This is a genomic window from Geodermatophilus sp. SYSU D01036 (assembly GCF_054050435.1).
In genome coordinates this window covers 1-17,605 of the sequence record NZ_JBJGZJ010000030.1, presented here as the reverse complement: position 1 = coordinate 17,605, position 17,605 = coordinate 1, and the positions used below count along the sequence as shown (strand labels likewise).

Annotated in this window: 17 protein-coding genes; 8 read left to right on the top strand and 9 right to left on the bottom strand. The window is 75.6% G+C overall.

The annotated features are described in order from the left end of the window. Window positions 1-396 precede the first annotated feature (396 nt). From ACI8AR_RS21015 to ACI8AR_RS21000, 4 genes are read left to right on the top strand one after another with little or no spacing between them, the layout of a single operon-like run. A complete protein-coding gene (locus ACI8AR_RS21015) occupies window positions 397-1,950 on the top strand; it encodes a mannitol dehydrogenase family protein (RefSeq protein ID WP_457052722.1) in 1,554 nt (517 codons plus the stop codon). Further along, a complete protein-coding gene (locus ACI8AR_RS21010) occupies window positions 1,947-2,726 on the top strand; it encodes an HAD family hydrolase (protein ID WP_457052721.1) in 780 nt (259 codons plus the stop codon). Before ACI8AR_RS21015 ends, ACI8AR_RS21010 begins: the two co-directional genes overlap by 4 nt. Next, window positions 2,723-3,850: a CDP-glycerol glycerophosphotransferase family protein gene (locus tag ACI8AR_RS21005; RefSeq protein ID WP_457052720.1), complete on the top strand. Its 1,128-nt coding sequence runs from the start codon at window positions 2,723-2,725 to the stop codon at window positions 3,848-3,850. Before ACI8AR_RS21010 ends, ACI8AR_RS21005 begins: the two co-directional genes overlap by 4 nt. Then, window positions 3,837-4,655, top strand: coding sequence for a phosphocholine cytidylyltransferase family protein (locus tag ACI8AR_RS21000; protein WP_457052719.1), 819 nt, complete (start codon window positions 3,837-3,839; stop codon window positions 4,653-4,655). Before ACI8AR_RS21005 ends, ACI8AR_RS21000 begins: the two co-directional genes overlap by 14 nt. A gap of 26 nt (window positions 4,656-4,681) precedes the next feature. On the opposite strand, the gene ACI8AR_RS20995 is transcribed toward ACI8AR_RS21000, so the two are convergent. From ACI8AR_RS20995 to ACI8AR_RS20975, 5 genes are read right to left on the bottom strand one after another with little or no spacing between them, the layout of a single operon-like run. Then, window positions 4,682-5,779 (bottom strand): hypothetical protein, encoded by a 1,098-nt coding sequence (locus ACI8AR_RS20995; RefSeq protein ID WP_457052718.1) that lies wholly within the window; start codon window positions 5,777-5,779, stop codon window positions 4,682-4,684. After that, window positions 5,776-6,459, bottom strand: a complete 684-nt coding sequence (locus tag ACI8AR_RS20990; RefSeq protein ID WP_457052717.1) for an SCO family protein — start codon at window positions 6,457-6,459, stop codon at window positions 5,776-5,778. The genes ACI8AR_RS20995 and ACI8AR_RS20990 overlap by 4 nt, the downstream gene beginning before the upstream one ends. Further along, the gene (locus ACI8AR_RS20985) at window positions 6,456-7,187 is read right to left on the bottom strand and encodes a YcnI family copper-binding membrane protein (protein WP_457052716.1); all 732 of its coding nucleotides are present in this window, start codon (window positions 7,185-7,187) and stop codon (window positions 6,456-6,458) included. Before ACI8AR_RS20985 ends, ACI8AR_RS20990 begins: the two co-directional genes overlap by 4 nt. 32 nt (window positions 7,188-7,219) lie before the next feature. Beyond that, window positions 7,220-9,025, bottom strand: coding sequence for a copper resistance CopC/CopD family protein (locus ACI8AR_RS20980; RefSeq protein WP_457052715.1), 1,806 nt, complete (start codon window positions 9,023-9,025; stop codon window positions 7,220-7,222). Further along, window positions 9,022-9,666: a zf-HC2 domain-containing protein gene (locus tag ACI8AR_RS20975; RefSeq protein ID WP_457052714.1), complete on the bottom strand. Its 645-nt coding sequence runs from the start codon at window positions 9,664-9,666 to the stop codon at window positions 9,022-9,024. Before ACI8AR_RS20975 ends, ACI8AR_RS20980 begins: the two co-directional genes overlap by 4 nt. A 67-nt stretch (window positions 9,667-9,733) precedes the next feature. Here ACI8AR_RS20975 and ACI8AR_RS20970 point away from each other — a divergent pair, with 67 nt between their 5' ends. The 4 genes from ACI8AR_RS20970 (at window position 9,734) to ACI8AR_RS20955 (ending at window position 13,328) form a co-directional block, all read left to right on the top strand. Next, complete coding sequence (locus tag ACI8AR_RS20970; RefSeq protein WP_456938783.1) at window positions 9,734-10,291, top strand: sigma-70 family RNA polymerase sigma factor; 558 nt, start codon at window positions 9,734-9,736, stop codon at window positions 10,289-10,291. 107 nt (window positions 10,292-10,398) lie between these two features. Next, window positions 10,399-11,016 carry a DUF47 domain-containing protein gene (locus ACI8AR_RS20965; protein ID WP_456938784.1) on the top strand — a complete coding sequence of 206 codons (618 nt, stop codon included), beginning with the start codon at window positions 10,399-10,401 and terminating at the stop codon, window positions 11,014-11,016. A gap of 6 nt (window positions 11,017-11,022) precedes the next feature. Continuing rightward, complete coding sequence (locus tag ACI8AR_RS20960; protein WP_457052713.1) at window positions 11,023-12,024, top strand: anion permease; 1,002 nt, start codon at window positions 11,023-11,025, stop codon at window positions 12,022-12,024. Window positions 12,025-12,323: 299 nt separating this feature from the next. Beyond that, entirely contained in the window at window positions 12,324-13,328 is a 1,005-nt protein-coding gene (locus tag ACI8AR_RS20955; protein ID WP_457052712.1) for a sulfite exporter TauE/SafE family protein, read from the top strand. Window positions 13,329-13,382: 54 nt separating this feature from the next. Here ACI8AR_RS20955 and ACI8AR_RS20950 read toward each other — a convergent pair whose 3' ends face one another. The 4 genes from ACI8AR_RS20950 to ACI8AR_RS20935 form a co-directional block, all read right to left on the bottom strand. Continuing rightward, window positions 13,383-14,360 carry an NAD-dependent epimerase/dehydratase family protein gene (locus tag ACI8AR_RS20950; protein WP_457052711.1) on the bottom strand — a complete coding sequence of 326 codons (978 nt, stop codon included), beginning with the start codon at window positions 14,358-14,360 and terminating at the stop codon, window positions 13,383-13,385. A gap of 61 nt (window positions 14,361-14,421) precedes the next feature. Beyond that, on the bottom strand, window positions 14,422-14,922 hold the full coding sequence (locus ACI8AR_RS20945; protein WP_457052710.1) for a DUF5994 family protein: 501 nt from the start codon (window positions 14,920-14,922) through the stop codon (window positions 14,422-14,424). A gap of 234 nt (window positions 14,923-15,156) precedes the next feature. After that, window positions 15,157-17,046: a translational GTPase TypA gene (typA, locus tag ACI8AR_RS20940; protein WP_457052709.1), complete on the bottom strand. Its 1,890-nt coding sequence runs from the start codon at window positions 17,044-17,046 to the stop codon at window positions 15,157-15,159. A 103-nt stretch (window positions 17,047-17,149) separates the two neighbouring features. Next, the gene (locus ACI8AR_RS20935) at window positions 17,150-17,503 is read right to left on the bottom strand and encodes a hypothetical protein (protein WP_457052708.1); all 354 of its coding nucleotides are present in this window, start codon (window positions 17,501-17,503) and stop codon (window positions 17,150-17,152) included. Window positions 17,504-17,605: the final 102 nt, after the last annotated feature.

The following is a 17,605-nucleotide window of genomic DNA, read 5'->3' as shown; positions in this document are numbered from 1 at the left end:
GATCCAAACACACCGTGACCTCTCCGTGACCCGGAGTGCGGCGTGTTCGCCGGTGACACGCCGTGTGCGTTGTGTCACGTGGGGCGCGTGTGTTTGGGGCGGCCCCCGCGTGGGGATGTCCGGCCTTCCGGTGTGCAGCAGCCCGCGCCGGTCCGACGAGAACGCCGGGCCGACGCCGGCCCCGCCGACGCCCGCGTCCCCACGCTTCGCGGGCGTCGTCGCGACCCACCGGCGCGACCCACCGCAGCACCGCCCCGCCGAGCCCCGTCCGCCCCTCGAGCTGCGCCCCTCGATGTGCGTCCGGGAACCCCGGCGTGGTCCCATGATCGTTCCCCGCCGCGCGCGGGCGGCCGACCGTGCGCCGGCCGAGCACGGACAGGAAGGACCGATGCCTCGATGGCACAGCCCGAGCGCTCCCCGCGGCACCTCCCGCGGGTCGGCACGGCCGCGCAGCCGACGGCACTGCCCGTCGGCCGCGTCCGGCCGCTGACCGCGGCGACGCTCGAGCAGCACGGGGCCCGGCTCACCGTCCCCACCTACGACCGGGCGTCGCTGACTCCGTCGGTCGTGCACCTGAGCGTGGGCGGGTTCTCCCGCGCCCACCAGCTCATCTACTTCGACGAGGTCGCCCAGCAGCGGATCTCCACGGAGTGGGGCGTCGTGGGCGTCGGCCTGCGCGCCCGGCGGCTGCGGGAGGCCCTCGCGCCGCAGGACAACCTCTACACCGTCGTCGAGCGCAGCCCCGACGGCGAGCGCGCCCGGGTGGTCGGCGTCCTCACCGACTACCTGTTCGCCCCCGACGCCCCGGCCGCGGTCCTCGACCGGCTCAGCGACCCGCGCACCCGCGTGGTCACCATGACCATCACCGACGCCGGCTACCTGCTCGATCCCCTCACCCGGGCCTTCGCCCCCGACGACGACGTCCGGCACGACCTCGCGCACCCCGGCGCCCCGCGCACCGTCTTCGGGTTCCTCGTCGAGGCGCTCGACCGCCGCCGCCGGGCCGGCGCGGCGCCGTTCACCGTCGTCTCCTGCGACAACCTGCACCGCAACGGCGACGCCACCCGGGCCGCCGTCACCGGGTTCGCGGCGCTGCGCGACGAGGTCCTCGCCCGGTGGATCACCGACCGCGTCGCCTTCCCCAGCAGCATGGTCGACCGGATCACCCCGCAGACGACGTCCGACGAGCGTGAGGCGCTCGCCCGCCGGTACGGGGTCGACGACCGCTGGCCGGTCGTCACCGAGCCGTTCTCGCAGTGGGTGATCGAGGACACCTTCTGCAACGGCCGCCCGCCGCTGGACGCCGTCGGGGTCCGGTTCGTCCACGACGTGACCGACCACGAGCTGATGAAGACCCGGCTGCTCAACGCCAGCCACTCCGCGCTCGGCTACCTCGGCACGCTGGCCGGGCACGAGCGGATCGACGTGCTCATGGGCGACCCGGTGTTCGCCGCGTACGCCGCCCGGCTCATGGACGACGAGGTCACCCCGCTGATCCCCGTGCCGGAGGGCATCGACCTGTTCGAGTACAAGGCCACGCTGCTGCAGCGCTTCGCCAACCCGGCGATCGCCGACCGGCTGTCCCGGCTGTGCCGCCGCGGGTCGACCAAGCTGCCGCACCACCTGCTGCCCTCGCTGCGCCAGGCCCTCGCCGAGGACCGCCCGCACGCGCTGCTCACCCTCGCCCTGGCCGGCTGGGTCCGGTACCTGCAGCGGGTCGACGAGCACGGCCGCTCGCTGCCGATCGAGGACGACCGCGGGCCGCACCTGCAGGCCGTGGCCCGCGCCGGCGGCGACGACCCGCGCCTCCTGCTGGCCGAGGGGACGGTCTTCGGCGACCTCGGCTCGGTCCCCGGGTTCGCCGACGAGCTGGCCGGCGCCGTGCGCCGGCTCCGGTGCGACGGCGTCCGCGAGACCGTCGCCGCCGCCACCACCGCGAGCGCCCGGTGAGCGCGCCCCGCACCGGCGGGGCGGCCGCGGTCCTCCCCCGCGACGTCGTCGCAGGCCTGACCGCGCTGCTGTGCGACGCCGACGGCAACCTCTTCCCCTCCGAGGAGCCGGCCTTCGTCGCCTCCGCCGAGGTCACCAACCGCTTCCTCGCCGAGCTCGGCGACGCGCGCCGGTTCACCCCGGAGGAGCTGCGCCTGGCCACCACCGGGATGAACTTCCGGACGACGTCGCGCCGGCTGGCCGCCGAGGCCGGCCGCCCCGAGGTCGACGTCGAGCCGTGGGTGGCCGAGGAGAAGCGCGCCGTGACCGCCCACCTCGGCGAGCACCTGCGCCCGCACGGGCCGACCAGCGCCGCCCTCACCGCGCTCGCCCCGCACCTGCGGCTGGCCGCGGTGAGCTCCAGCGCGCTGGCCCGGCTGGCCGCCTGCTTCACCGCCACCGACCTGGACGGGCTCATCCCGCCGGCGGCCCGGTTCAGCGCCGAGGACTCGCTGCCGGTGCCCACGAGCAAGCCCGACCCGGCGGTCTACCTGTACGCCTGCGAGCGCCTCGGGATCGCCCCGGAGCAGGGCCTGGCCGTGGAGGACTCCGTCCCGGGGGCACTCTCCGCGGTCCGCGCGGGTTGTCCCACGGTGGGCAACCTGCTGTTCGTCCAGCCCGCCGAGCGCGCCGAGCGCGAGGCCGGGCTGTGGGAGGCCGGCGTGCTCGCCGTCGTCTCGTCCTGGCAGGAGCTCGCCGACCTGCTGCTGCCCGTCCTGACCGGAGGTGGTCGATGAGGATCGTCTACACCAGCTTCCGCGGCCTGTTCTCCGACAGCCCGCGCGCCGTCTACGAGGCCCTGGTGGCCCGCGGCGACGACGTCACGCACACGTGGCTGACCGCGCCGGTCGCCGAGTCCGCCTTCCCGGCCGACGTCGAGACCGTCCCGTTCGGCAGCCCCGAGAGCATCGCCGCGCTCGAGGCCGCCGACGTCGTCGTGTCCAACGACCACGTGCCGCTGGACTGGGAGAAGCGCCCGGGCGCCTTCTACCTGCAGACCTGGCACGGCACCCCGCTCAAGCGGATCCACAACGACGTCCTCTGGGCGCCGGAGGGCCGGCTGGCCTACCTGGAGCACGACATCGCCCGCTGGGACGCGATGCTCTCCCCCAACCCCTACAGCACCGGCCGGTTCCGCCAGGCCTTCGGCTTCCGCGGGCCGGTGCACGAGACCGGCTACCCCCGCAACGACCTGCTCTCCAGCCCCGAGCGGGACGCGGTGCGCGCGCGGGTGCGGGCCGGGCTCGGCATCGACGACGACGCCCGCGTCGTCCTCTACACCCCCACCTGGCGCGACGACCTGGTCTTCGAGGGCACCGGGGAGCGCGACTTCCACTTCCCGGTCGACCTCGCCGACTTCACCGACCGGCTCGGCAAGGACCACGTGCTGCTGCTGCGGCTGCACAACATGGTCTCCGACCGGCTCGAGTCGATCGACGGGATGCCGGTGCAGGACGTCTCCTCGTACCCGGACATCCGCGACCTGTACCTGGCCGCCGACGTGCTGGTCACCGACTACTCGTCGACGATGTTCGACTTCGCGGTCACCGGGAAGCCGATCCTGCTGTTCCCCTACGACCTCGACGAGTACCGCGACCGGCTGCGCGGGTTCTACGTGGACCTCGAGCAGGTCGCGCCCGGGCCGATCGTGACGACCAGCGGGGAACTGGTCGACGCGCTCGCCGACCTGGACGCCGTCACCGCGGAGCACGCCGACCGCTACCGGTCCTTCCGCGAGACCTACACCGCCCTGGAGGACGGCAACGCCACCGGGCGCGTCCTCGACCTGTTCTTCCCGCCCGGCGGCCCCGCCGGCGCGGCTGACCCGACCCGAGGAGGGGACGACAGTGCGCATCGCTGACCTCGTGCAGACCCGGGTACCCGGCCGCAGGGCCGGAGCCGCCCGGCCGGCCGCCCGCACGCAGCCCGTCCCGCCGCAGGTGGTCATCCTGGCCGCCGGGATGGGCACCCGGCTGGGGCGCCCGCTGCCCAAGCCGCTGACGCCGCTGGTGGACGGCCGCAGCATCCTGCACCGCCAGCTGGACACGCTCGCGCAGGTCTTCGGCCCCGCCGTCGACGTCACCGCCGTCGTCGGGTTCCAGTGCGAGCTGCTCATGCAGGCCGCGCCCGACCTGCGCTTCGCCTACAACCCGCACTTCGCGCGGACCAACACCTCCAAGAGCCTGCTCCGCGGCCTGCGGACCACCCGCGAGGGCGGCGTGCTGTGGCTCAACGGCGACGTCGTCTTCGACGCCGCCGTGCTGGAGGCCGTGGTGCCCGCGCTGGAGGCCGACGAGAGCTTCGTGTGCGTCGACACCTCCACCGTCGCCGACGAGGAGGTCAAGTACACCCTCGACGGGGAGGGCTACGTCGCCGAGCTGTCCAAGACGGTGAAGGGCGGCCTGGGCGAGGCCGTGGGCATCAACTACGTCTCCTCGGCCGACAAGGCCGTGCTGGTCGAGCACCTCGACGGCTGCGGCGACCAGGACTACTTCGAGCGCGGCATGGAGACGGCGATCGTCGAGGCCGGCGTGCGCTTCCGCCCGGTGGACATCTCGCGGTGGGCGGCCGTCGAGGTCGACTTCGAGGCCGACCTGGACCGGGCCAACGAGATGCTCTCCGGCGCCCGCCCGCACCTGCACCCGGTCCCGGACGGCACCGCCTAGCCGGACCGCCCCCCGGCCCCGGCCGGTCACGCGACCGGCTGGGGCTCCGGGGCGGGGTCCGGCGGGCGGGCCCGCTCCGGGTCGCGGAAGCGCCGGGCGGCGGCCAGCCCGCCGACGACGAGCCCCGTCCCGCCCGCGACGAGGACGGCGACCGCCACCCGGGCGAGCGGCTCCGGGCCGGCGCCGGCCACGTGCGCGCTCCACAGCACGTCGACGTCGGGCAGGCCCTGCACCAGCAGCAGCCAGCCGAGCACGACCGCGCACAGCCCGGCCATGACGCCCCGGCCGCGGCGGGCGGCGACCCAGCCGAGCACCGCCACCAGCACCGCGGTGACCGCGGGCAGCAGCGCGGACACCACCGCCGCCACGTGCGAGGACACCGTCACGGGGGGCTCGGGCGTGCTCGCCGCGTGCCACAGCGCGGCGGCGCCGCCCGCGGCCAGCGCCCAGCCCAGCGGCCGCGGCGACCGGGCCAGCAGACCGGCGGCCGCGACGGCGGCGGCCAGCGCGAGGTGCAGCCCCCAGGTGAGCGCCGTCGACGGCGGCGGGCTCCAGGTGAGGACGCCGCGCACGGTCACCGCAGTGTCGCCGTGCCGCACCGGGACGGTCCAGGAGAACACCGTCTGCGCCCGGTCGGGGTCGGCCGCGACCGCCGGCGGCAGCTGTCCCTCGGTCATCCAGTGCGTGCGGTGGTCGTGCCAGGTGTACTGCGGCTCGGTGGAGACGCGCACCCACTCCGGGTCGGCCCGCGGGTCGGCGTCCGCGGGCAGGGTGACCCGGCCGAACCGGTCGAGGTTGATGTAGGTGGCCGGGCTGTGCGCGTTGCGCCAGACGCCGTCCGGGCCGATCCGCAGGTAGGGCTCGTCGGAGTAGCCCGGCACGGTCACCTCGGTGCCGGTGGCGTTCACCAGCTCCAGGGAGTCCCCGAAGTCCAGCACGCGCACGCTCACCCCGGGCACCGCCGGCTGCACCGAGGTGACCCGGCCGGCGAAGTCGCTGCCGGCGGCCTCACCACCGACGTGGGCCTGCGCCGGCCCGGCCACGGCGAGGGCCGCCAGCACGCCGAGCAGGACGACCAGCAGCCGCGCGCCGGCGGCCCGGGTCCGCTGCACGGCGCCGCTCACGCAGCGTCGGCGACCGCGGCCAGGTCGCCGGCGATGTCCCGCGCGGTGTTGCCGGCGTCGAAGGCGACGCGCGCCTGCTCGTCGGCGCCGTAGAGCAGCAGCAGCGAGCTGTGCATCCGGCCGTCCTCCTCGGCCAGCGGCACGCCGGCCGACAGCTGGGCCTGGTCGATCGCGTCCTGGTCGCCGGTCAGCCCGACGAACTGCGTGGGCAGGTCGGCGTCGAACCGGTCCAGGTACTCCCCCAGCACCTGCGGGGTGTCGGTGGCCGGGTCGGTGGTCACGAACACCACCTGCACCTGCTCGGCCAGCGCCGTGTCGGTGTCGCGCAGCGCGAGGGCGACGTCGGCCATCGTCGTCGGGCAGATGTCGGGGCAGTCCGTGTAGCCGAAGAACAGCAGCGTCGGGCGCCCCGCCGTCACGGACGCGAAGTCGTAGGACGCGCCGGTCTGGTCGGTCAGGGTGAACGAGGGCCGCTGATAGGGGTCCGGCAGGTCGAGGCCGGCGTAGGTGTCGTCGGGCCCCTCCACCGTGGCGAGCGAGCCGCCCGCGTGGTCCCCGTCGGCATGGGAGTGGCCCTCGGCGGCCGCCGCCTCGTCCCCGTCGCCGGAGCCGCAGGCGGACAGCGCCAGGCCGGCGGCGAGGAGCAGCGCGGCGCTCCGGCCGCGTCCGGGAGCGGTCACGAGGACACGGTACGTCGGCCCGCGCGGTACCCGAGGACGACGCCCGCGACGCCGACGGCCAGCGCCAGGATGGCGAGGAACAGCGCCAGCCCGGCCGGCTCGCCGCTCACCTCGCCGTCGTGGGCGTGCCCGTCGGCGGCCGCCGCGGTGTCGGTGTCGGTCGTGTCCCCAGGGGCGGCGGCCAGCGTCAGGGTCGGCGCGGGGTTCTCCGGCTCCTCCTGGCCCTCGACGGTGGGCTCGATCCACGCCGACTCGGTGCCGTCGCTGTAGGTCTGCACCGTGGGGAACGACAGCGTGTCGGCGTCCGGGAACGGGCCGCCGGACAGCGAGAACTCCTGGAACTGGCCGGGCGCGATCCCGCCGCCGGCGTCGGCGCGGAACTCCACCACCGAGACGTAGCTGGTGATCTCCGTCCCGTGGTTGTCCACCGGCTCGGGCAGCTCGGCGGCGGTCGTGACGACCGTCCACCCCGGCACCGGCAGGGTCCGCAGCGAGGCCAGCGCCTGGTCCTCCGGGATCGAGATGCGCACCGAGACCGTGCTCGCGGTGTCGCTCTCGTTGGGCACCCGGAAGGTCAGCTTCCCGTAGCCGCCGGCGGCGGCGTCGGCCGACGAGACCGTCACGTGCGCCGACGCGGTGGCCGCGACCACGACGGACGCGACCAGGGCGGTCAGCACGGCGGCCAGGACGACGCCGGCACGGGCCAGCGGTCGCAGGGTGGGGGACACGGTTCTCCTTCTGTCGTCCCGCGGAGGGGTTCTCAGCGCACCGGGAAGTCGGTGCCGGCGGTGGTGGCGGTGAACTCGTCGAGCCGGACGCTGACGGCGACGGTCCAGGTGCCGGCGCCTGGGATCGACATCCCGTCGGCCACCCAGTGGCCGGGGCCGGCGGGCTCGAGGTCGACGTCGAGCGGGCCGATCTCCTGCTCCGGCTCGGTGAGCGTCACGCGCAGGTCGGCCGGCTGGGCCAGCCGGCCGTCGTCGTCGAACAGGTAGAGGTGCAGCGTGTTGGCGCCGGGGCGGGCCGGGTCGATCGACAGCTGGACGCTGCCGGACTCCCCCGCCGACGACTGCAGCGGCAGGGTGACGTCGACCGGCTGGGCGGCCGTCGCGCGGGCCGGCGGGGTGCCCACCAGCAGCGCGGACAGCACCAGCACGACGGCGGCGACGGCGGCCTCGACCAGGATCGTGCGGCGCAGCGGCGCGACGTCCTCGACGGCGCCCCGGGCCTGCGCCTCGGCGCGGGCCCGGGCGGCCTCGGTGACCGCCGGCTCCTCGGCGCCGGGACCGGGGGCGGCGAGGGCGTGCGCGGTCACCCGGCGGCGCCCGCCCGGCCGCGGCCGGCTGAGGCCGAGGTGCTGCTGCACCCACACCCGCGAGACACCGGCGGCGGCCAGCAGCAGCAGGACCAGCGCGAGCTTGGCCAGCAGGATCCAGCCGTAGGTCGTGGAGACCAGCGCGGCCGGCGAGCCGACCTCGCGCACCGACTGGACGACGCCGGTGACCACCAGCGCGGCCACCGAGCCGGAGGCGATCCTCGACCAGCGCGGCAGCGCCGCGGCCAGCTCCCCGGCCTCGACGCCGGGCCGCAGCAGCCCGGCCAGCAGCGCGGCCAGCCCGCCCAGCCACAGCGCCATGGCCGCGACGTGCACCGCGGTGACGGCGGTGGCGAACACCGGGAGGCTGCCGGCCACCGGGTGCCCGACCGCCGCGGTGGTGAGGACGACGCCGGCGCCGAGGACGGCCGGCCCCGCCGTCTCCGCCGGCTGCGGCGCGGCCCCCCGGCGCCACAGCGGCACCAGCAGCGCGGCCAGCAGCAGCGCGAGGGCGCCGCGGCCGAGCGTGGTCAGGCCGTAGGCGGAGGAGCCGGTGGTGGACAGCAGCGCCGGGTCGAGCAGCGACCCCAGCCCCACCCCGCCCGCGTACGGGCCCTGCAGCAGGAAGGTGAGCACCGCGGCCCCGGCGACCGTCCCCAGCCCGGCCGTGGCGAGCCGCCGCATCCGCCGCGAGGCCCAGCCGGCCGGCCAGCACAGCAGCAGGAAGGCGGGCACGCCCAGGCCCACGGCCTCGCCGGCGAACCCGAGGGCGCGCGCGGCCGGCAGCGCGGCGGCGACGAACGGGTCGGCGTCGGGGTCGGCGGCGACCGCCCCGGCGTCGGCGAGCTCGCCGTCGCCGACGACGAAGGCGTAGGCCCCGCTGACCGGGTGCGAGTCGGCGGAGACCACCCGGTAGGTGATGACGTAGCTGGCGTCGGGCAGGTCGCCGCGCAGCGGGATGGTGACCGTGTCGTCCTGCACCGACGCGGCGCCGGTGTCCACGCGCTCGCCGTCGTCGCCGAGGACGCGGGCGTAGCCGGCGCCGAGGGACACGCCCTCGGTGAAGCGCAGGGTGACCTGGGCGGGCACCGCGTCGAGGCGGGCGCCCTCCCCCGGGTCGGTGGAGACCAGCTCGGCGTGCGCGGCGGCGGGGCCGGCGGTGGCCACGCCGAGGCCCAGCCAGCCGGCGAGCAGCACGAGCAGCAGGAGGACCGGCCGCGGCGGGCGGCGGGCCGGGACGGCGGTGTTCACGCGACCACCCGCCGGGCCGCCGCGGGCGCGGCCTCCCGCCGCGGCCGCTGCCGCCAGGCGACGACGGCGATGAGCACGACGCCGGCGAGCAGCAGCAGGTGCGCGGCGGCGCGGTCGGCGTGCACGTGCCCGGCCTGCAGGTCGCGCACCGTGGTGACGGTCAGCAGGACGGCGAAGGTGGCGAGGAACGGCAGCGCCCCCGCGGCCAGCCGGGGCGCGGCGGCGACGGCGAGGAAGGCGGCCGCGACGGCGAGGTTCCACGCGCCGGTCTCGTGCGCCACGTGCACGGGCGCGCTCATCGCCGCGGTGCCGGCGGACAGCGCCGGCCACGCCAGGCCGGCCTGCGCCACGCCCACGGCGAGCAGCGCCAGCCGCAGCGCCGACCGCACCAGCCGGGCGCGCGCGGCCGCCGCGGTGCCGGGCAGCTGCCGCGGCAGCGCGCCGAGGACGGCGGCGGTGAGGTCGGGCACCGGCGGCGCGGGGGCCAGTCGCGCCCGGCGGGTCACCGCCTCCGCGGCGTCGGCCCACCCGGCGCACGCGGGGCACGCGGCGAGGTGGCGGTCCAGGTCGGCGGCGGGCACGCCGAGCGGCTCGCCGTCGAGTCGCGCGGAGACCGCCTCGCGGAAGGGGGCACACTGCATGTCGTCGTAGTCGTCACGGAGGGCCCGTCCGGTTCCCGGGACAGGCTGGGTGTGACGGAGGGAACACGTGGACGAGCTCGCGCGGGTCGCGGCGGCCGCCGTCGACGGCGACCCCCTCGCCGCCGCGACCCTCGTGCGGTCCACCCAGTCCGACGTCTGGCGGCTGTGCGCCGCGCTCGGCGACCGGGACTCCGCCGACGACCTGACCCAGGAGACCTACGCCCGCGCCTTCGCCACGCTGCACCGCTTCGAGGGCCGCTCCTCGCTGCGGACGTGGCTGCTGGCGATCGCCCGGCGGGTCTGCGCCGACGCCGTCCGCTCGCGGCGCCGCCGGCGGCTCACCCTGGTCCGTGACGACGCCGACCTGGAGGCCCTCGGCCGCGGCGAGGACGCCGACCGGGTGGGCGAGGGCGCCGCCGTCACCGACCTGCTGGCCCGGCTGGACCCCGACCGCCGGGAGGCGTTCGCGCTGACCCAGCTGCTCGGGCTCTCCTACGCCGAGGCCGCCGAGGTGGCCGGCTGCCCGGTGGGCACGATCCGCTCGCGGGTCGCCCGCGCCCGGGCCGACCTGGTCGAGGCGCTCGGCGACGGCGCGCAGGAGGCACCGGACGCGGCCCGCGGGTGAACCTGCGCTGAACCGCGCGTGAACGGGTACCTATGCTGCCCGACGGCCGTGCGACCGCTCATCCGCGGCGGGCGCCTCCCCGAACCCCGCCGATCCGGAGTCCCTTCGTGCCCTTCAGCCTGACCCCCAAGGACCAGAGCTTCTACACCCTGTTCAGCGACTCGGCGCAGAACCTGGTGGCGGCCACCGACGTCCTGGGCGACTTCATCCACGACCACGCCCGCCGGCCCGAGCTCGCCGACCGGCTGCGCGACCTCGAGCACACCGGCGACCAGTCGACCCACGCGATCTTCCGGCAGCTGAACTCCAGCTTCGTGACGCCGTTCGACCGCGAGGACATCTACAGCCTGGCCAGCCACCTCGACGACGTCATGGACTTCGTGGAGGCCGCCGCCGACCTCGTGATCCTCACCGGGCTGGGCACCCTGCCGGCCGAGATGGGCCAGCAGACGGCGCTGCTGCAGCGCGCCGCGGAGACCACCGCCGAGGCGATGCCGCGGCTGCAGACGATGAAGGCGCTCCCCGACTACTGGATCGAGGTCAACCGCATCGAGAACGAGGCCGACAAGCTCTACCGGCGGCTGCTCTCCCGGCTCTACAGCGGCGAGTTCGAGGCGCTGGAGGTCCTCCGGCTCAAGGAGGTCGCCGACCAGCTCGAGGAGGCCGCCGACGCGTTCGAGAAGGTGGCCAACGTCGTCGAGTCCATCGCGGTCAAGGAGTCCTGAGCGTCGATGGACGCGGCCTTCGTCGCGCTGGTCGTCATCGTCGTCGTCGCCCTGGCCTTCGACTACACCAACGGGTTCCACGACGCCGCCAACGCCATCGCCGTCGCCGTCTCCACCAAGGCGCTGACGCCGCGGGTGGCGCTGGCGCTGGCGGCGGTGATGAACCTGGTCGGCGCCCTGCTGTCCACCGAGGTCGCCAAGACCGTCGGCGCCGGGATCATCGAGGCGCCGACCGGGACCGGTGGGCTGGAGATCGTCTTCGCCGCGCTGGTCGGCGCGATCGCGTGGAACCTCATCACCTGGTACTTCGGGCTGCCCTCGTCGTCCTCGCACGCGCTGATCGGCGGCCTGGTGGGCGCCGCGCTGGCCGCGGCCCACGACGTCCAGTGGCTGGGCGTCGTCGACAAGGTCGTCATCCCCATGGTCGTGTCGCCGCTGGTCGGCTTCGGCCTCGGCTACCTGTTCATGCTTGCCATCCTCTGGACCTTCCGGCGGGCCAACGTCACCCGCGCCAACCGCGGGTTCCGCTACGCGCAGATCGTCAGCTCCGCGACCATGGCGCTCGGCCACGGCCTGCAGGACGCCCAGAAGACGATGGGGATCATCACGCTGGCGCTGTTCACCGCCGGCGAGATCGACGACTTCGAGGTGCCGCTGTGGGTCGTGCTCGCCGCGGCCCTCGCGATCAGCGCGGGCACCTACGCCGGCGGGTTCCGGATCATGCGCACCATGGGCCGGCGGATCATCCAGCTCACCCCCGCCGGCGGCTTCGCCGCCCAGACGGTGGCCTCCGGCGTCATGGTCACGACGGCGACCGTGTTCGCCGTGCCGGTCTCGACGACGCACATCACGACGACCTCGATCATGGGCGTCGGGTCGACGCGGCGGCTCTCGGCGGTCCGCTGGGGCGTGGCCGGCAACATCGTCGTCGCGTGGGTCGTCACCCTGCCGGCCGCCGGGGCGGTGGCCGCGCTGGCGTACCTCCTCACCGGCCTCGTCGTCGGCTGACGCCGCCGCTCCCCTGACCGGGGGGTCATCCTGCGAGGCGCTCGCGGGGTGACCCCCGACCCGCCGACCCCCGCTGGCATATCCCGATCGATCTGGTAGACATAGTCCTCGTGGCGGCGACGGCGGTGCTCCTGGTGGGGCGGATCCACGTCGACCTGCTGCGCGTCTGCACGGCCACCTGTCCGGGCCGCTGACGCCCGCGCCCTCCGGGGCGCCCCTCCCCTCGCACGACCCGCGTCGAGTCGCGCCCTGACGCGCGCCCGCGGCCCGCCTCCCAGCCGGACAGGAGCCCCACCCTCGTGAAGACCTTGATCGTGCTCGCCCTCGCCGGGCTGGGCGCCCAGCTCGTCGACGGCAGCCTGGGCATGGCCTACGGCGTCACCTCGACGACGCTGCTGCTGGCCCTGGGCACCAACCCGGCCGCCGCCTCGGCGACCATCCACCTCGCCGAGATCGGCACGACCCTCGCCTCCGGGGTGTCGCACTGGCGGTTCGGCAACGTCGACTGGAAGGTCGTCGCCAAGGTCGGCGTGCCCGGCGCCGTCGGCGCGTTCGCCGGCGCCACCGTGCTGTCGAACCTCTCCACCGAGGTCGCCGCCCCGGTGATGTCGCTGATCCTGCTCGCGCTCGGCGTCTACCTGCTGATCCGGTTCACCTTCCGCGGCATCGACCGCCGCAACCTCGGCAAGCCGGTCCGCAAGCGGTTCCTCGGCCCGCTCGGCCTGGTGGCCGGCTTCGTCGACGCCACCGGCGGCGGCGGCTGGGGCCCGGTCGGCACCCCGGCGCTGCTGGCCAGCGGCCGGATGGAGCCGCGCAAGGTGATCGGCTCGATCGACACCTCCGAGTTCCTCGTCGCGCTGGCCGCCAGCCTCGGCTTCCTCTTCGCGCTCGGCTCGCAGGGCATCGACCTCGCCTGGGTGGTGGCGCTGCTGCTCGGCGGCCTGGTCGCCGCGCCGATCGCCGCCTGGCTGGTCCGGCACGTGCCGCCGCGGCTGCTCGGCTCCCTGGTCGGCGGCATCATCGTCCTGACCAACACCCGCACGCTGCTGCGCAGCGACTGGATCGACGCCTCCGACCCGGTCCGCTACGCGGTCTACGCGGTCATCTACCTGGTCTGGGCCGCCGCCGTCGCCCACTCCTTCCGCCAGTACCGCAAGGACCGAGTGCAGGAGTCGGCCGACGCCCTCGCCGCCGAGGCCGCCCGCCTGGCCGAGGACGAGCACCTGCACACGCCGGACGCGGCGGACGTCGCGGACCTCGAGCGCAGCCTCCGCGCCGGCCGTCCCGCCGACCCGCGCGACTAGGAGCACTCCTCGGGAGGCCCCGTCCGGCGATGCCGGGCGGGGCCTCCCGGCGGCTCAGCGGCCGCCCAGCAGCCTCGCCTCGAGCTCCTCGGGGAGGCCGGGCTCGGGCAGGCCGTGCGGCGTGGGCAGCCGCTCGGGGTCCTGCCGCAGCCAGGCCCAGGTGTCGGCGACGGTCTCGCGGACCGGCCGGGTGGGCAGCCCGAGCGACCGCGCGCGGGTCGTGTCGACGTCCCACGCCGTCGCCGCCGTCTCCCGGGGCAGCCAGAACGGCAGGTGCAGCCAGGGCTCCACGCCGGCGGCCAGCAGGTCCTCCTCCGGCACCGGGACGAGCTCCGCGTCGCTGCCGGTGACCTCCCGGCACGTCTCCAGCAGCCCGCCCAGGGTCGTCATCCCGGCCGGGCCGGTGGCGTTGACCGGGCCGTCCTGCCCGCGCGCGGCCATCTCGACCAGCCAGCCGGCCAGGTCGCGGACGTCGACCAGCGCGATCGGCTGCTCCAGCGCGTCGGGGACGACGACGCGGCCGCCGCGGGCGATCCGCTGCAGCCACCACGGCAGCCGGCGGACGTTGTCGTGCGGGCCGAGGACGAGACCGGCGCGGGCGGTGAGGAACCGGCCCGGCAGTGCCGCGCCCAGCACCCGCTCCGCGTACGCCTTGTTCGGGCCGTAGTCGTCGTCGGGGGTGTCCCAGGTGGGGTCGTCCTCGCCGCGGACCGGGCCCGGCGGCCAGGTGGAGTAGGCGTTGAGGCTGCTGACGAACGCGTAGGCGCGCACGCCGGCCAGGGCGGCCGCGGCGTGGTCTGCGGCCGGGCGGGTCTGGCAGGAGGTGTCGACGACGACCTCCGGCGTCCAGCCGTCCAGGGCGCGCGGGAGGGCGGCGGGGTCGTCGCGGTCGCCGTGCAGCGGGCGGACGCCGTCGGGCGGCGCGCCGGTGACGCCGCGGCTGAACGTGGCGACCTCGTGGCCGCGGTCGAGGGCCGCCGTCGCCACGTGCCGGCCGAGGAAGTGGGTGCCGCCGAGGACGAGGAGTCGCACGGGCCCACCCCAGCGGAGCCGCGCCTCCGCCGTCCACCCGGTTCGCGGACGGCGGAAGCGCTCAGACGGCGCGGGTGGCCACCGGGAGGTCGGGCACCTGCGGCAGCGGCTGCGAGCGGGCCGCGGCGAGCACCATCTGCGGCGACCGGGGCAGGCCCCGCCGGGTGCACAGCCGCAGCGCGCGCACACCGGTGATGACGTCGGTCTCCGGCGGGACGACCAGCAGGTCCGCGCGCCGGTTGCCGCCGGCCCAGCTCAGGCACACGACGCCGGGGTCCATGCTGCGGAACCCGCCGGTGCGCACCACCCGGCCGTCGACGAGGACCTTCCGCGGCGCCGGCAGCCACGAGTCCAGCGCGTAGGTGAAGCGCTCGATCCGCACCCCGCGGCGGTCGAGCGCGGCGATCAGCTCGGGCACCTCGACGGCAAGGTCGCGGCCGCGCGGGAACCAGGCCCCGTCGAAGGCGTTCTCCCCCGACCCGGCGTCGGCCCTCAGGCTCACGCGCACGTCGATGCCCCCGCGGAACACCCCCGTGGTCCCCGTCGCCTCCGTGGTCGTCATCAGCAGTCCCGCCTCCCGCTCAGCGTGCTGCGGGCCCGCGTCCGGGCCCACCGGGCGACGGTAGGTCGGCGCGCCGCGGGGTCCCGGCGCGCCGCGGCCGGGCCTGTCGCGCCCGGACGGCCGGTCATCACCACCGGTCACGATCCGGTCACGGCAGCCTGCGGGCACGTCCGCGGAGATGCGCAGGAGCCCCCGCCCGGCGGACCGGACGGGGGCTCCTGCGTGCTGTCGGCTTCAGACCTTGGGCTTGCGGTTCTTCGCCTTGCCGCGCTCGTTCTGGTCGAGGACGACCTTGCGCACGCGGACGGCGGCCGGCGTCACCTCGACGCACTCGTCCTCGGCACAGAACTCCAGCGCCTGCTCGAGGTTGAGGACCTTCGGCGGCACCAGGCGCTCGAGCTCCTCCGCGGTCGAGGACCGCATGTTGGTGAGCTTCTTCTCCTTGGTGATGTTGACGTCCATGTCGTCGGGCCGGGAGTTCTCCCCGACGATCATGCCCTCGTACACCTCGGTGCCCGGGGCGACCATCATCTGGCCGCGCTCCTGCAGCGAGAACATCGCGTACGACGTCGCCACGCCCTGCCGGTCGGCCACCAGGGAGCCGGTCGGGCGGGCGCGCATGTCGCCCATCCACGGCTCGTAGCCCTCGAGGTTGTGGTTGAGGACGCCGGTGCCGCGTGTCTCGGTGAGGAACTCGGTGCGGAACCCGATGAGGCCGCGCGAGGGGACGACGTACTCCATCCGCGCCCAGCCGGTGTCGTGGTGCACGAGGTTCTCCATGCGCCCGCGGCGGGAGGCCAGCGCCTGGGTCAGCGTGCCGACGTACTCGCCCGGGGTGTCGATGGTGACCCGCTCGACCGGCTCGTGCAGCTTGCCGTCGATCTCCTTGGTGACCACCTGCGGGCGGCCGACGGTGAGCTCGAACTCCTCGCGGCGCAGCTGCTCGACGAGGATGGCCAGCGCCAGCTCGCCGCGGCCCTGCATCTCCCAGGTGTCGGGGCGCTCGGTGGGCAGCATGCGCACCGACACGTTGCCGACCAGCTCCTGGTCGAGGCGGTTCTTGATCAGCCGGGCGGTGAGCTTCTTGCCCGACCTGCCCGAGATCGGCGAGGTGTTGATGCCGATGGTGATCGAGATCGACGGCTCGTCGACGGTCAGCGGCGGCAGCGGGCGCGGGTCGTTCGGGTCGGCGAGGGTGTCGCCGATCATGACGTCCTCGATGCCGGCGATGGCGACGAGGTCGCCGGGGCCGGCGCTGTCGGCCGGGGTGCGGGTGAGGCCCTCGGTGACCAGCAGCTCGGTGATCTTGACGTTCTTGACGCTGCCGTCGGTGCGGCACCAGGCGACGGTCTGGCCGTTCTTCATCGTGCCGGAGTGGATGCGCAGCAGCGCCAGCCGGCCGAGGTAGGGCGAGGCGTCGAGGTTGGTGACCTGCGCGCGCAGCGGCTCCTCGGCGTCGTAGGTCGGCGCCGGGATGGTCTCCAGCAGCGTCTTCACCAGCGGCGCGAGGTCGGGGCTGTCCGGCGAGGCGCCGTCGGCGGGCCGGGTGAGCGACGCCCGCCCCTCCTTGCCGTTGCAGTAGACGATCGGGAACTCGAGGGCGTCGGTGTCCAGGCCGTTGTCCTCGAGCAGCTCCATGAACAGCTCGTAGGTCTCGTCGACGACCTCGGCGATGCGCGCGTCGGACCGGTCGGTCTTGTTGACCACGAGGATGACCGGCATCCCCTTGCCGAGCGCCTTGCGGAGCACGAAGCGGGTCTGCGGCAGCGGGCCCTCGGAGGAGTCCACCAGCAGCACGACGCCGTCGACCATCGACAGGCCGCGCTCGACCTCGCCGCCGAAGTCGGCGTGGCCGGGGGTGTCGACGATGTTCACCGTCACCGGGTTGCCGTTCTCGTCGGCCAGCCGGATGGCGGTGTTCTTGGCCAGGATGGTGATCCCGCGCTCGCGCTCGAGGTCCATCGAGTCCATGACGCGGTCCTGCGTCGTGTCGGCGTCGGTCCCCTCGCCCTTGGCGCGGCCGAGCGCACCGGCCTGGCGGAGGAGGGCGTCGACCAGGGTGGTCTTGCCGTGGTCGACGTGGGCGATGATCGCCACGTTGCGCAGGTCGTCGCGGGTGGGCATGCGGAAGGGCACCTCAGGGAGAGTCAGGGGGATCCCGCGGCGGCAGCGCTCGCGGTACCACGGACAACGGCCGCCGGCCCGGCGACCTTCCCACCTTAGGCGGTCAGCGCGCGGTGACCTCCGCCTGCGGCCGGTCCGCCACCGCGTACGTCACCCCTGCGGCGGCGATCGTGACCAGACTCACCGCCAGCCAGGCCGGCATCCCGGCGCCGAGGGCGAGCACGTGCGCCAGGACGAACGCGCCGACGTAGAGCGCGCCGAGCCCGAGGGCGACCGCCGCGCCGCGGCGCTGCACCCACAGCCAGGCCGCGCCGAGCCCGCCGGCGAGGAACACCGCCCCGCCCAGCGCCCGGACGCCGGTGCCCTGCGCGACGCCGAAGCCGGCCGCCAGCCCGACGGCGACGAGGACGGCGGAGGACAGCCGGGTGCGGGCGCGGGTGAGCACGGACGTCGTCATGCCCCCAGTGTCCCCGGGAGGGCACCGCACGATCAGGTGGGCTGATCGTGCGGCGTGCGGGGGGGCCCGGGGGGGGGGGCCCCGCCCCCCCGCGGTGTGGCC

Coding starts and splice junctions, on each gene's coding strand:
- ACI8AR_RS20935 (WP_457052708.1), bottom strand. CDS start 17,503: ATGACGACGTCCGTGCTCACCCGCGCCCGCACCCGGCTGTCCTCCGCC.
- ACI8AR_RS21005 (WP_457052720.1), top strand. CDS start 2,723: ATGAGGATCGTCTACACCAGCTTCCGCGGCCTGTTCTCCGACAGCCCG.
- ACI8AR_RS20945 (WP_457052710.1), bottom strand. CDS start 14,922: ATGACGACCACGGAGGCGACGGGGACCACGGGGGTGTTCCGCGGGGGC.
- typA (WP_457052709.1), bottom strand. CDS start 17,046: ATGCCCACCCGCGACGACCTGCGCAACGTGGCGATCATCGCCCACGTC.
- ACI8AR_RS21015 (WP_457052722.1), top strand. CDS start 397: ATGGCACAGCCCGAGCGCTCCCCGCGGCACCTCCCGCGGGTCGGCACG.
- ACI8AR_RS20975 (WP_457052714.1), bottom strand. CDS start 9,666: ATGCAGTGTGCCCCCTTCCGCGAGGCGGTCTCCGCGCGACTCGACGGC.
- ACI8AR_RS20960 (WP_457052713.1), top strand. CDS start 11,023: ATGGACGCGGCCTTCGTCGCGCTGGTCGTCATCGTCGTCGTCGCCCTG.